16 protein-coding genes are annotated in these 13,697 nt (G+C 49.1%); 11 read left to right on the top strand and 5 right to left on the bottom strand.

Annotation, left to right across the window (positions count from 1 at the left end):
- The first annotated feature begins 4 nt into the window (after window positions 1-4).
- From JHJ32_RS05070 to JHJ32_RS05060, 3 genes are all read left to right on the top strand, one after another.
- A complete protein-coding gene (locus JHJ32_RS05070; protein WP_200120215.1) occupies window positions 5-1,804 on the top strand; it encodes a RagB/SusD family nutrient uptake outer membrane protein in 1,800 nt (599 codons plus the stop codon).
- A gap of 285 nt (window positions 1,805-2,089) precedes the next feature.
- Window positions 2,090-3,487 (top strand): class II fumarate hydratase, encoded by a 1,398-nt coding sequence (fumC, locus tag JHJ32_RS05065; RefSeq protein WP_079716325.1) that lies wholly within the window; start codon window positions 2,090-2,092, stop codon window positions 3,485-3,487.
- Between the two features lie 69 nt (window positions 3,488-3,556).
- Window positions 3,557-4,030, top strand: a complete 474-nt coding sequence (locus tag JHJ32_RS05060; RefSeq protein ID WP_200120214.1) for a fumarate hydratase — start codon at window positions 3,557-3,559, stop codon at window positions 4,028-4,030.
- Between the two features lie 71 nt (window positions 4,031-4,101).
- Here the strand turns inward: JHJ32_RS05060 and JHJ32_RS05055 are convergent, their stop codons facing one another.
- Complete coding sequence (locus JHJ32_RS05055) at window positions 4,102-4,494, bottom strand: DUF3127 domain-containing protein (RefSeq protein WP_079716327.1); 393 nt, start codon at window positions 4,492-4,494, stop codon at window positions 4,102-4,104.
- A gap of 76 nt (window positions 4,495-4,570) precedes the next feature.
- Here JHJ32_RS05055 and JHJ32_RS05050 point away from each other — a divergent pair, with 76 nt between their 5' ends.
- Both JHJ32_RS05050 and JHJ32_RS05045 read left to right on the top strand, forming a co-directional pair.
- Window positions 4,571-5,749 carry a class I SAM-dependent RNA methyltransferase gene (locus JHJ32_RS05050; protein WP_200120213.1) on the top strand — a complete coding sequence of 393 codons (1,179 nt, stop codon included), beginning with the start codon at window positions 4,571-4,573 and terminating at the stop codon, window positions 5,747-5,749.
- Complete coding sequence (locus JHJ32_RS05045; protein ID WP_233632493.1) at window positions 5,700-6,392, top strand: HD domain-containing protein; 693 nt, start codon at window positions 5,700-5,702, stop codon at window positions 6,390-6,392. Before JHJ32_RS05050 ends, JHJ32_RS05045 begins: the two co-directional genes overlap by 50 nt.
- Here JHJ32_RS05045 and JHJ32_RS05040 read toward each other — a convergent pair.
- Entirely contained in the window at window positions 6,389-6,748 is a 360-nt protein-coding gene (locus JHJ32_RS05040; RefSeq protein ID WP_200120212.1) for a TM2 domain-containing protein, read from the bottom strand. The genes JHJ32_RS05045 and JHJ32_RS05040 overlap by 4 nt on opposite strands.
- Entirely contained in the window at window positions 6,717-7,001 is a 285-nt protein-coding gene (locus tag JHJ32_RS05035; RefSeq protein WP_233632521.1) for a DUF2752 domain-containing protein, read from the bottom strand. Before JHJ32_RS05035 ends, JHJ32_RS05040 begins: the two co-directional genes overlap by 32 nt.
- A gap of 338 nt (window positions 7,002-7,339) precedes the next feature.
- Here JHJ32_RS05035 and JHJ32_RS05030 point away from each other — a divergent pair, with 338 nt between their 5' ends.
- The 6 genes from JHJ32_RS05030 to JHJ32_RS05005 all read left to right on the top strand — a co-directional run bounded on the left by JHJ32_RS05030 (window position 7,340) and on the right by JHJ32_RS05005 (window position 12,508).
- Window positions 7,340-8,125: a glycerophosphodiester phosphodiesterase family protein gene (locus JHJ32_RS05030; protein WP_079716331.1), complete on the top strand. Its 786-nt coding sequence runs from the start codon at window positions 7,340-7,342 to the stop codon at window positions 8,123-8,125.
- Between the two features lie 3 nt (window positions 8,126-8,128).
- Complete coding sequence (locus tag JHJ32_RS05025) at window positions 8,129-8,968, top strand: endonuclease/exonuclease/phosphatase family protein (protein WP_079716332.1); 840 nt, start codon at window positions 8,129-8,131, stop codon at window positions 8,966-8,968.
- Window positions 8,969-9,053: 85 nt separating this feature from the next.
- Window positions 9,054-9,809, top strand: coding sequence for a DUF4197 domain-containing protein (locus tag JHJ32_RS05020; protein WP_079716333.1), 756 nt, complete (start codon window positions 9,054-9,056; stop codon window positions 9,807-9,809).
- 8 nt (window positions 9,810-9,817) lie between these two features.
- Window positions 9,818-10,648 (top strand): universal stress protein, encoded by an 831-nt coding sequence (locus JHJ32_RS05015; protein WP_079716334.1) that lies wholly within the window; start codon window positions 9,818-9,820, stop codon window positions 10,646-10,648.
- A 7-nt stretch (window positions 10,649-10,655) separates the two neighbouring features.
- Window positions 10,656-11,912, top strand: a complete 1,257-nt coding sequence (pepT, locus tag JHJ32_RS05010) for a peptidase T (protein ID WP_200120210.1) — start codon at window positions 10,656-10,658, stop codon at window positions 11,910-11,912.
- A complete protein-coding gene (locus JHJ32_RS05005) occupies window positions 11,894-12,508 on the top strand; it encodes a nitroreductase (protein WP_233632492.1) in 615 nt (204 codons plus the stop codon). Before pepT ends, JHJ32_RS05005 begins: the two co-directional genes overlap by 19 nt.
- Window positions 12,509-12,532: 24 nt before the next feature.
- Here JHJ32_RS05005 and JHJ32_RS05000 read toward each other — a convergent pair whose 3' ends face one another.
- Both JHJ32_RS05000 and JHJ32_RS04995 read right to left on the bottom strand, forming a co-directional pair.
- The gene (locus JHJ32_RS05000) at window positions 12,533-13,189 is read right to left on the bottom strand and encodes a hypothetical protein (protein ID WP_079716337.1); all 657 of its coding nucleotides are present in this window, start codon (window positions 13,187-13,189) and stop codon (window positions 12,533-12,535) included.
- Window positions 13,186-13,653, bottom strand: a complete 468-nt coding sequence (locus JHJ32_RS04995) for an RNA polymerase sigma factor (RefSeq protein WP_079716545.1) — start codon at window positions 13,651-13,653, stop codon at window positions 13,186-13,188. The genes JHJ32_RS05000 and JHJ32_RS04995 overlap by 4 nt, the downstream gene beginning before the upstream one ends.
- Window positions 13,654-13,697: the final 44 nt, after the last annotated feature.

The raw sequence follows: 13,697 nt of genomic DNA, 5'->3' as shown, positions 1-13,697 counted from the left end.
AACCATGAAACAAAAGACATACATTACAGCGCTTGTCAGTGGACTGTGCCTTTTACTCACCACCTTTGGATGCCAAAAAAATTTCTTTGATCAGGTTCCGGATGATCGCATCACTATTGAGGAAGTATTTAATAGGCGCCTGGAATCGGAACAGTACCTGGCAAACATCTACGCCCGTATACGGGAAGAAAATAACCAATGGTCGGAAAACCCGTGGATGGGCGTAGCGGATGAAGCGGATATGACCTGGGCCCGGAGCGGCTATAACACCTATTTCATCAATCTGGGCGCTTGGGACCCGAACTCCGGATATTTCCAATTCTGGGAACATTACTATCGCGGCATCCGATCGGCTACCTATTTCATGCAGCATATTGGCGGAAATGCGGAAATACTCAAGTTACCAAACGGCCAGGCATTGATTGACCAGTATTGGGCGGAAGCCCGGTTTTTGCGGGCCTATTTTTACTTTTGCCTATTGCGGCAATACGGGCCTGTCATTCTGCTGGGTGACGAGGTAATTCCACCCGATACGCCGTTTGACAACCTATTGATTCCGAGAAATACCTTTGATGAATGCGTCAGCTACATCGCCAGTGAATTGGATGCAGCAGGACAAGCCCTGCCACTTGCGCAGACCAATGCAAGGGAAGAAGGCCGCGCCACCAGGTCAATGGCCATGGCTGTAAAGGCGCGTCTGCTGCTGTATGCGGCAAGCCCCCTTTACAACGGAAATACCGACTACGCCTCGTTTACCAATGAAGGCGGAACACCGTTGATCAGCCAAAGCTACGACGAAAACAAATGGAAGCTTGCTGCTGATGCGGCAAAAGCGATTATTGACCTCAATCATTTCGACCTGTATAAGGTGACGGACAGCGAGGGGAATATTGAGCCCATTGCGTCCTATTCCGGCGTAGTTTTGGAGCCTTGGAACAGGGAGCAGATTTTTGTCCGTCCAGCGTGGAATGACGGGGATTGGGAGCGACACGCTTCTCCCCGCTTTGGTGGCGGATGGTCGGGTATTGGCGCTACGCAAAAACAAGTGGACGCCTATTTTATGGCTAATGGCAAAGCCATTGATGAAGAAGGCTCGGGGTATGTCGAAACCGGATTTTCCACAGCGGATACGCGGTACACCACGGCCGGAACGTATAACATGTATGTAAACCGGGAGCCCCGTTTCTATGCATCGATTGTCTATAACGGTTCGTATTGGATTCATCGCGACGAAGGTGATATCAGGGTTGGGATGCATCGTTATGGAAATACCGGCATGGAGGGCACCTGGGATTTCTCACGCACCGGCTATTTAATCCGAAAGAACATTCACCCGAACAGTAATCCACGGCTGAACCGTTTTGTCAGGAGGCCGTACGTCATGTTTCGGCTGGGCGAGGTTTATCTCAATTATGCCGAAGCACTGAACGAGTATGATCCCGGGAATCCGGATATCCTTCGTTATATCAACCTGATACGTGAGCGGGCCGGTATCCCAAAACTTGAGGGCGAATACACCCAAGAAGAGATGCGTCAGCGCATCCAACAGGAAAGACAGGTGGAATTAGCATTCGAAAACCACCGCTATTTTGATACCAGACGATGGAAAATCGCTATGGAAACAGACGGTGGGCCATTCGAAGGGATGAACGTAGAGGCGCCCGTATCAGATTTCGATGACCCCGAGTTCTATCGCCGTACGGTATTCGAGACCCGTGTATTCCAAGAGCGGCATTACTTATGGCCGATCCCTCAATCTGAGATCGACCGAAACCGTGCGCTGATACAGAATCCCGGCTGGTAGGAAGACACCCGATAGAACAGCGGAGTTTTCCTCATGCCGTAGGCCCCGGGAGGCGCAACGAAAATAAAGCCACCCAATATACCATGTTGGTTTTGGGTGGCTTTGCATATAATATATCCTAGCACGATGAAATTCCTGCCCGGCCGGGAAATCTTCATGATATCGAGGTGGCGAGGTAATGGGTGTCAAACAGGTTTTCTACCTTTTCGCTGACTCAATGCTTTCGATATTTCCACATCTCCCATATCTTCGTAACTTTGTAAGCATAATCAAAACAACAATTCCATGTCATATAGAATAGAACACGATACCATGGGCGAGGTGCAAGTACCTGCCGACAAGTATTGGGGCGCCCAGACCGAACGCTCGCGCAACAATTTTAAAATCGGACCTGCAGCTTCCATGCCCGCGGAAATCATCGAGGCCTTTGCATACCTCAAGAAGGCCGCGGCTTACACCAATGCAGACGCGGGCATACTGCCTACTGAAAAACGTGATCTGATTGCGCAGGTGTGTGATGAAATTCTGGCAGGGCAATTGGCCGATCAATTTCCCCTGGTTGTTTGGCAAACCGGATCCGGGACCCAATCAAACATGAACGTCAACGAGGTGGTATCTAACCGCGCTCATGTCATCCAGGGCAACAAATTGGGGGAAGGCAAGCCTTTCATTCACCCCAATGATGATGTAAACAAGTCACAGTCATCCAACGATACCTACCCTACGGCCATGCATATCGCAGCCTACAAAAAAATAGTGGAAGTGACCATCCCCGGCGTGGAAAAGCTACGCGACACGCTGAAAGCAAAAGCCGAAGCGTTCGCCAATGTTGTCAAGATAGGTCGCACCCACTTGATGGACGCAACCCCCCTGACCCTCGGACAGGAATTTTCGGGCTATGTGGCCCAGCTCGACTATGGCTTGAAAGCGCTTAAAAATACGTTGGCTCACCTCGCTGAGCTGGCCCTGGGCGGCACCGCTGTTGGCACCGGCATCAACACACCAAAAGGTTATGCAGAAACCGTAGCCAAGTATATCGCCGACTTTACGGGATTACCCTTTCGCACGGCACCCAACAAATTTGAGGCGTTGGCGGCTCACGATGCGATTGTAGAAAGTCATGGCGCATTGAAGCAATTGGCCGTATCGCTGCACAAAATTGCCAATGATATCCGTATGCTCGCTTCCGGCCCGCGTTCGGGCATTGGCGAAATCCTGATTCCAGAGAACGAACCGGGCTCATCCATTATGCCTGGCAAGGTAAATCCAACGCAGTGCGAAGCGCTTACGATGGTGGCTGCACAAGTTATTGGCAATGATGTAACCATTTCCTTCGGTGGCGCTAACGGCCATTACGAACTTAACGTCTTCAAACCGGTTATGGCGGCCAACTTTCTGCAATCCGCCCAATTGATTGGCGACGCTTGCATTTCGTTCAATGAGCATTGCGCTACCGGCATCGAGCCAAACTACGACGGCATCAAGAAACATCTCGAAAATTCGCTGATGCTCGTCACTGCGCTCAATCCTCACATTGGCTACGAAAATGCAGCCAAAATCGCTAAGAAAGCCCATAAGGAAAACAAGTCCTTGCGTGAAGCGGCATTGGAATTGGGCTTGCTCACCAACGAGCAGTTTGACGAATGGGTTCGCCCAGAAGATATGATTGGCGGGCTGAAGTAGATCGTGGTTGTGACCCGTCTAGTACGACATAAATCGCACAGCATAGTATACCGGCTACATTTGGCCGGTATGCTTTTTCTAAGCATGAGCAGTTGCCACTTCAATCCGGATGTACAAAGTGAAGGAGCGGATTACCTGCAAGGCCTTTGGATACAGGACAGCGTACCCATGCAACATGCGCTTTTACAATATACGCTGCACGAATTAAAATTCACGTGCGACTCCATTTATGCAACGCTGCGGACGAGATCCAAAGTCAAGAATGTAGCAGATTCTTGCTACAATGCGGGGCAATGGACTGAATACGCCATAGGTGTGTATGTGGTACGTGGCGATAGCCTTCTGGTAGATGGGCTTTATACCAAGCCGGACTGGCGCCGGAAAACCTCCGGGTGCCACCGTACTGGGCAGTATCTACCGCGTTTCAAAATTGTCCGGTATAGTGCCGACTCCCTTGTGCTCGAAAACCGCTATGACCAGCGGCCGATCCTGCTGCGGAAAATTGCCGACATGACCTGTACCCCGAAAAAACGCTGGGAGTAAAAAGAAATAAAAAAGGCAGCACTCATCGCACTACCTTTATTGATTTATTATCAACTAAAACTATATTCGGATTAAAAGGGCAAATCGTCGTCTTTTCCATCATCTGCAGAAATATCTACCGTAGGAGGGGCATCAAATGCCTGAGGACCGGAAGCTGCTTGGCCCGCGTTTGCCACCGGAGTGGTGGTAACCTTGGCTACACGCCATGCAACCAGTGAGTTGAAATAACTGGTTACCCCGTCTTTATTGGTCCAGGGACGTCCACGTAGATTGAATGAAACTTCTACCTCATCGCCCACACTCAGGTTGTCGAACAACGTCGTCCGATCCTGCGTTGCCTCGAAACGGATATATTCGACAAATTGAGGGTTTTCCGCATATTGGATTATTAGATCTCTTTTCTTGAATGTATCGGTAACCTGTTGCACATCACCAATTTCGTGTACTTTTCCTCGTATTTCCATTACTTGCCTCGTTTATTAAAACGGTAAAACTACATATTTTTTAGCGAACAATAATAACTAACTTTGCCAAAATCTTATGGAAGTTTTCAACACCCCCAGTAAAATCATCATCACCTGTTATCGACGGTTGTCGCCCTACCTGCAAAACGAAGTACAAGAGCTCGGGTTTGCTACCAAGCGTACCTTTGCTACCGGCATAGAACTGCAAGCCACAGGGAACGATTGCATCAGGCTCAACCTCAATTTACGCTGCGCCAGCCAGGTGCTTTACTCGCTAAAAGCCTTCCGGGCCAGTAATCCGGATGAACTTTACGAAGCATTATCGGATATTCCTTGGGAAGATCTCATCGCTTTTGATGGCTATATTTCGGTCACATCCAACGTGCATAATCCAACCATTACCACGCCGTTGTTTGCAAACCTGAAAGTAAAGGACGCAATTGCTGATCGCATTAAAAGCAAAAAAGGGCTACGCCCCGATAGCGGTCCAGATTTGCACAAGACGGTTGTGCATTTATACTGGCAGGACAACCAAGCCGAAGTCTTTCTCGATACCTCAGGCGAGGTGCTTGCCAAACATGGTTACCGCAAATATCCCGGTAAAGCGCCCATGTTAGAGGCATTGGCCGCATCGGTGGTATACGCCACTGCGTGGGATGGGCAGTCGGCATTCATTAATCCCATGTGCGGTTCCGGCACATTGGCTATCGAGGCAGCACTTATTGCCACCAACCGCAGACCGGGCCTTTTCCGTATGAACTACGGGTTCATGCACATACTGGGTTATGACGAGCAAGTGTTTTTTGCGGAACGGCGGAGACTTAAAGAGCAGGTGGATAAAAAGATGACGGCCAAAATCATTGCTTCCGACATTGCAAAAGAAGCCGTGGAAATTGCCCGGATGAATGCCAAGACGGCCGGTGTCGATCAACTCATCGACTTCCAAGTCTGCGATTTTGCGGAAACGCCACTACCCGATGGCCCGGGAGTAATCGTGTTCAATCCCGAATATGGAGACCGTATGGGCACGCACAGTAAGCTTGAAGCAACATATGGCCGTATCGGCGACTTCCTTAAACAACAGGGAGCCGGCAAACGCGGCTACGTATTTACCGGCAATCCGGACCTTGCCAAAAAAATCGGCCTCCGCGCATCGCGTCGGATCGAATTTTACAACGGCAGGCTGGATTGCCGCCTGCTGGAATATGAACTATATACAGGAACAAAACGCCACACCACTGATGAGCCAAGCTGACGAATCGCTGATCCGGCAAACAGCCGGCTTTGTCCGCCAACGACTTGTCCATGCCGAGGCCGGCCATGACTGGTGGCACATCCAACGGGTGTGGAACAACGTGAAGCTTATCCTTCAGCAAGAATCGGCCGACCGCCTTATCTGTGAGTTGGCTGCCCTGCTGCATGATATCGCAGACAGCAAATTCCACGGCGGGGATGAAACACTGGGGCCAAAGATTGCCGGCGACTTCCTGCAAAGCCTCAAGGTCCGGCAGGATATCATAGAACATGTGCAAGCGATCATCCTGAATATGTCGTACAAAGCCAGTTTAGGCCATATCGCCTTTCATTCCAAAGAACTCGAAATTGTGCAGGACGCCGATCGTTTGGATGCGATAGGCGCTATAGGCATCGCGCGAGCCTTCCACTACGGCGGATTCAAAAACCGCGAATTATACGATCCTGAGGTCGCTCCAAACATCCATCAGGATAAAGAAGCCTACAAAAACAGCACGGCGCCGACCATCAATCACTTCTATGAAAAACTCCTGCTATTAAAGGACAAAATGAATACGACCAAAGCCAAGCAGATTGCGGAGGAACGGCATGCCTTCATGGAACAATACCTGGAGCAGTTCTACCGGGAATGGCACGGGGCTTAAAATCCGCCCATCACCATCATAGCCGACTCGCGGGCCATCCGCTGGTTGTATTCATCGGTCATGCTTTTATGGTTAATCAGGTCTACAATCGTGCCGATAAAGCAGAAGCCTACCGTAAGGAAATAGATGATGCCCATGGCTACCTGATTCAGGATAAATCGTTGGATACCTGCAAAACCCAAAAATCCCAGTAAGGTAAACAACAAGACATCCTGGGCGTTTTTCCGCTTACTATGATAAATAAACACGAAATGCTTCACTTGCTCCTCAGTAAATGTCTTCGTCGCGTGTTCGAGGTACATCAACTCTTCCGGAGAAATGCCCCTAATGGTCATTAATATATTGCGGTTGCTCATATTGGTGATATGTTATCCTGTTAAAATAAATTCTTTTTGACAAGGTGTATATTCGATGAACAATGACAAAAAAGGCTGGTATACCAAGCCAATGCATACGAAAGGATTCCATGACTTCGCCGTGCATAAATAGACCGATGGCCCGTCCGATGCCACACCCGGGGCACCACTCAAACCCTAAATTTTCCAATGGGCATAATGTAAAATGATGGCCATGCCCGGCCGAACAATAAAGAACCACCAACGCCGCCATCCAGCTTATCAGTTCGATTGGAAGCGCGTGCCACCATCTGCGCAGTATGCTTTTCGTACTACTCATTAAAAATATGACAACCGATGGTTCATGATGTTACATTTGGTCAGACAAATATAGTTAACTCAGCTCCAGCAAGCCAAAAAGTCCTACCAGCATGCCGCCAAGCATAAGCCATAACAAATTAGTTTTCAGCAAAGATACCAATTTACTCAGTGAAATCAGTGATGGCAGGCCGCTAAAAAACTGATATTTGTATCGCATTTTTAACAAAATGACTACCTTTAACCAACATTACGCTAATACAAATAGGCTAACTAGCGGCCAAAATTGAGAACATGAACAAACTGACACGGATTTTTTTTATGCTAACGGTATACGCCATGCCGCACATTTCTTTTGCGCAGTTTATTGACAATCAAGTCATCGCCCACCGAGGAGCATGGAAGGCCGATGGCCTGCCGCAAAACTCCCTCGCATCACTACAGCGAGCCATTGAACTGGGATGTGCAGGCTCTGAGTTCGACGTCCATCTTACGAAAGATGATGTATTGGTTGTTAATCACGACGCTGAATTTTACGACATCGATATCGCCACGGCTACTTATGCCGAGCTGCTGAACAAAAAGCACCCCAACGGCGAATCCATCCCTACAGCCGAAGAATACCTACGCGCGGGTATGAAACAGCAAAACACCAAGCTTATCTTTGAGCTAAAAACGTCTAAGCTGGGTAAAGAACGTACCCTGTACGCTGCCGATCTGGCTGTGCAGTTAGTTAAAAAGTTGGGAGCCGAAGCATGGGTAGAATACATCGCCTTTGACTACGACGCCTGCAAACAATTCATCAAGCGTGACCCCAATGCCAAGGTTTACTACCTCAATGGAGATATCGATCCCGAGCAAGTAAAGCGAGATGGGCTATATGGCCTGGATTATCATTTCAGCGTATACAAGAAAAACCCGACCTGGATCAGGGAAGCCAAGAGCTTGGGGCTTGTTATCAACGCATGGACTGTCAATACCGAAGACGAAATGCGCCTCCTGCTCAACCAACATGTAGAGTTCATCACGACAGACGAACCGGCATTGCTACTTGATGTCATCAAAAAACAAAAAAAATAACACATGAAACGGATTTTAAGCACCATTACACTCCTTTTTTTCAGTCTCACCATCTGCATTGCGCAGCAATTCATCGTAGCCTCATACAACATCCGGTATGATGCTTCCGGCGATGTCGGCAACTTATGGAAAGACCGGCACCCCCACTTGGTACAGCTTATCCGGTTTCATGGGTTCGATATTTTCGGCACCCAGGAGGGTCTCAAGCACCAATTGGAGGATATCAAAAAAAATCTACCCGGTTATACCTACATTGGGGTAGGCCGTGATGACGGCAAGGATGGTGGCGAACATTCTGCGATATTTTACAACACCGCCAAGTTTGAGGCGCTCAAACAAGGCAATTTCTGGCTTGCCGAAAATACGGAAGTGCCCAATAAAGGATGGGATGCTGCATTACCCCGCATCTGTACTTGGGGGCTTTTCAAGGACAAACATACCGGTTTTGAATTTTTCCTCTTCAATGCCCATTTCGACCATGTAGGTGTCGAAGCACGTAAGGAAAGTGCAAAACTCATTGTGAAAAAAGCCCATGAGCTGGGCAGTGGCGTTCCGATGATTATCACGGGCGATTTCAATGTAGACCAGCGTAACGAAAGTTATGAGGTGCTCAATAATAGCGGCGAGGTGACCGATGCGTATGTGTTGTCGCCACTGAAATATGCACCAAGTAGCACATATAACGGCTTTGACATCAAGAAAACAGGAGACAGCCGTATTGATCATATTTTCCTGTCAAAGCCGTTTACGGTACTGCGCTATGGAATACTCACAGACAGTTATCAAGGAAAGGTGCCTTCCGATCATTTCCCGGTAATGGCAGAAGTCCGTTATCAACAATAACAAAGCCATGGCTTAAAACTTGCATATACAGGGTAAGTTGCCTATGTTTGGGACGATATTCGTTTTTTAAAATTATTAGTTATTGATGAGTGGTTTGAAAACACTTCCTGCGGCCTTGTGCCTACTGTTGTTTACACAATGCGATACGCTTAACCAGGTGGCCACCTCCGGTCGGACAAGTGAGCCGGCTTCTTCTTCGGCTTCTTCTTCGATAAGTGCCGGCGAAGCCGCTTCCGGCATTAAGCAGGCCCTCAGCCAGGGACTAGATCGCAGCATCAAGTCGTTGGCCGTACAAGATGGCTTTTTGGGCAATGCCGCCGTGAAGATACTGATGCCGCCCGAGGCCCAAAAAGTGGAAAGCGCCCTCCGCGGGATAGGGCTTGGCTCGCTCTGTGACAACCTCATCCAAAGTCTCAACCGCGCAGCGGAAAGTGCCGTGAGCGAAGCTGCTCCCGTCTTTGTGTCTTCACTCTCCCAGTTGACCATCCGGGATGCGACAAACATCCTCCTCAGTGGCCAGCAGGATGCCGCTACCGACTTCTTTAAACGGACCACCACCAACGAATTGACAAAGCGGTTCAGCCCGATTGTGCAGGGAGCGCTCGGCAAGCATAACGTCGCACAATACTGGAACGCCGTGGTTACCCGTTATAATCAAATACCCCTGGTTAATGAGAAAATAGAAACGGATTTGAATAAATACGTTACTCAGAAAGCCATCGATGGTCTCTTTTACCAAGTAGCACAGGAAGAATTGAAAATACGGAACAACCTGGGTGGTACACGCACCACTCCTTTGTTGCAGAAAGTATTTGGATACGCTGATAAACAGAAAGGATAGATTGTGATATGAAGACATTTTTGATACCGGTGGACTTTTCTGACGTTGCCTACACCGCAGCCCAATATGCCGTAGACATGGCTACTTACCTTCATGCGAGTAAACTGATATTTTACCATTCGTATGCCCACAGGCCTTCGGATGGCTATGGTGAGCATGCGACGTATGAGCAAGCCACCCTCCGGCACCTGGAGAAAATGACGGCTAAGCTATACATCCCCGCCGCCCTACCCAAAGATCAGTTTGTCTTCATAGCAGATGACAAGCCGGTAAAGGCGGGTGTAGAAGCGATCGTGGCTGAGCATGCCGTATCACTCATTGTTATGGGTATTGCAGGCCTATCCGATATCGAGAATACACTCATCGGCCGGAATACGATGGATGTTGCGAAATCCGGCGCTGCCCCCTTGCTTATTGTGCCCCGTAATCATGTCTTCAAGCCTATACGAAAAGTAGTCTATGCCACGGATCTTAAAGATGTGGAATACATTACTCCCGCGGCAAGCATTATCCGCTTAGCGGGTCAGCTTGGGGCAGAAACCCACATCGTGCATGTCGACCCGGCGACACAGGGACAAACCCCTGAAAAAATTTTGGGCAAGCAACAAGTGCTCCGCATGCTGGAACCGCTAAACCCAGGATTTGAAGTGATCAGTGAACCCAAGGACAAAGCCGATGGAATATTTGACTATGTCAAGAGACATCACATAGACCTCATTCTTATGGCGTCGCGGAATCACGGTTTTTTTGAAAAGCTCTTCCACGGCAGTGTTAGCAAAAAACTACTCAACATTGCCGAAGTGCCGGTCGTACTGCTAAAGAATAAACCGACCGGGTAAACCGCTTATGTTGACAATAAATACATTGCGCGTGCTTGGCGTTGAAGAACGCTTCCTCCGATATGTGAAAGTGGATACGCAGTCGGATCCTGCATCGAAGACATGCCCCTCCACTGAAAAACAAAAAAATTTGGGGACACTGCTGGTGAAAGAGCTGTCAGCAATGGGCATCACTGACGCGCATCTCGATGCGCACGGCTATGTCTTTGCGACCATACCGGCTAACAGCGACAAGCATGTACCGACTGTCTGTTTTTGTTCGCATATGGACACTTCCCCGGATTGCTCGGGAGCGGGTGTGAAGCCAATCATACATCGCGATTATCAGGGTGAAGACCTGGTTCTTCCTGACGATCCTTCGATAGTGATTAAGCCCACCGACCACGCTGACCTGAAAAACCAAGTCGGCAACGATATCATCACGGCAAGCGGGACCACCCTGCTGGGTGCAGATGACAAAGCTGGTATAGCTGAAATCATGACCGCCGCCGAGCTGTTGATGACGCATCCTGAAATCAAGCATGGCACCATCAAGATACTCTTCACGCCCGATGAAGAAATCGGCCGTGGTGTGGATCGTGTGGATCTGAACAAGCTGGGGGCTGACTATGCGTATACTATCGACGGGGAAACTGCTGGTTCCATTGAAGACGAGACCTTTTCCGCCGATGGGGTTACTGTAACCATCAGCGGCGTAAGCGTACATCCGGGTTTCGCCAAAGGCAAGCTGCAAAGTGCAATCAAGATTGCTGCCGAAATTATCGCTGGATTGCCTACCGACAGGCTATCGCCGGAAAGCACGGAAGGACGGGAAGGCTTTGTGCATCCGGTATCATTGACAGGCCATGTTGAACAAGCGGTTATCGAATTCATTGTGCGGGACTTTACCGATGATCGCCTCCATACACACGAAGCCGAACTGGAAGCCATTGTCAAATCAACCCTATCCCGTTATCCGGGATGCACCTACCACTTCGAAGTGAAAGAACAGTACCGCAATATGAAGCAGGTGCTCGACAAACATCCCCAAGTCATGGCTATCGGCTTGGAGGCCATCGAGCGCGCTGGCATGCAGCCTATCCGACGAAGTATACGGGGTGGAACGGACGGCTCACGGCTTTCCTTCATGGGACTTCCCTGCCCCAATGTCTTTGCAGGGGGGCATGCATTCCATGGCAAACAAGAATGGGTATCCGTACAAGATATGGAAAAAGCCGTGCGAACCATCTTGCACATCGCGGCATTATGGGAAGAACAAGCGTGAGTTTATTCAAATTAGACACCATGTCCTTTAACGATTTTAATACCATCCAGCATATCATCCACCACCGGAGGAGCATTTTCCCCGCGAGTTATGTGAAAAGGGAAATAACCAGAGATACGTTGATGCAATTGTTGGATTGCGCCAATGCGGCTCCAACGCATAAGCTTACCCAACCTTGGCGGTTCATTGTATTTCGGGAAGAAGGCCTTATGCGGTTAGCCGACCAGCTGGCAAGCCTGTATAAGGCTCACACGCCAGCTGAGCAGTTCTTACAAAAAAAGTACGAAAACACACGCGAAAAAGTCTTGCAATCCGGAGCAGTCATCGCCATTCTGGTCTCCTACAGTGGTGCCGTGCCGCAATGGGAAGAACTTGCCGCTACAGCTTGTGCCGTGCAAAACCTTTGGCTTGCGGCTTCCGCTGCAAATATCGGCGGCTATTGGAGCAGCCCCGGAACCGTTAAGCACATGGGGGGCTTTTTACAGATAGCGGACAATGAGGAATGTCTTGGCTTCTTCTACATGGGCTATCACGAAGACCCTGCCCGCAAAGCAAACCGGAAGGCCGTGGCCGAAAAAATAAGGTGGGAAGATTGATTAACCCGTCAGATTATGCATAGACTATTCACGGGTCAGCACCAGCTTTCCCTTCGAACCTTTCCAAATCGGCCCTTCCGTCAATACCTGTCGTATTTCATTTAATAATAGTGGGTCTGCCTTGCCAACATGTTGGATAGCCGTTGGTTTCCCTTCGGCGTCGATCTCAAACATCAGTATCACCTCGCCGCTTACTGTAATCCTACCTGCGTTTTCGGCGAGGTGTGCATTAAGTTGCTCCCACCCGCCTTCTGGTTGGGCATCGAAGCCAGCTTCATTAACGGCTTCTGCACGGACATGCACTGCTCCTCCGGCTACCGGTGCCAACGCTACTTCCACTTCTTTCTCGGTGGTTTTGGGCTGCAAAGATTGGTTGCGCATCCACAATAGCACCAGCACCAGTACCATCAATACACAGGCGGTTGCTGCGATAGCCAGTCGTTGCCAACTGAAGTAGAAGGTACTTCGCTCTTTAGCCTGCTGCGCAATACGGGCAGCGAGACGCTGCTGCAGGAGACTCAACTGGCGATGACTGACTTCTTTTTGCATTCGGTATCCGTCAATGGCATCCTGAAGCAACGGATCGTCCAGTGCTTCTCGTTCGAGCCGATACATTTCGTCGCTGCTTAACTCACCGTTGAGATACTGTTGTATGCGTATGATGTTGTAATTGTTGTTCATCCTTGCTTTCTCTCCATACAAATTCTCAGATTACGTTTGCCGTTCTGGATATAGCTTTTCACCTTGCCGGGGTCATATCCGGTAAGTTCCGCGACCTCTTTATAACAGCGCTGCTCGAGATAAAACAACCTTATGCAGCGCTGCTGTTCTTCGTTCAGCTCCTTTAAGCATGACTCCATCAGTGCGAGCCGTTCTTCCGGGATTTGCTCTCCACTATGTTGTTGATGCAAAAACGTATCACTTTCCACAATATAGTCGTCAATATCAACGGTACTGACGCGGTTGGCAGTCCGCAAATCCATCAGGCAATGATTCCTTGCCAACGTATATAACCAACTTTTAAAGTTGGTTACTTCGTGTACGCGTAGTTTCGTGATTAAAGACTCGAAGATCTGCATGACAGCGTCTTCGCTTTTTGCCTCATCTTTAAAATATTTAAAACATAACCCATAAACCAACGGCATGTAGGGCTCATACAACCTGCCTAAAAGTTGTAATTCCCCCGTTT

It is taken from the genome of Parapedobacter sp. ISTM3, assembly GCF_016533505.1.
Lineage (GTDB): Bacteria > Bacteroidota > Bacteroidia > Sphingobacteriales > Sphingobacteriaceae > Parapedobacter > Parapedobacter luteus.
The sequence above is the reverse complement of the archived record's forward strand: the minus strand, read 5'-3'. Positions and strand labels throughout refer to the sequence as shown.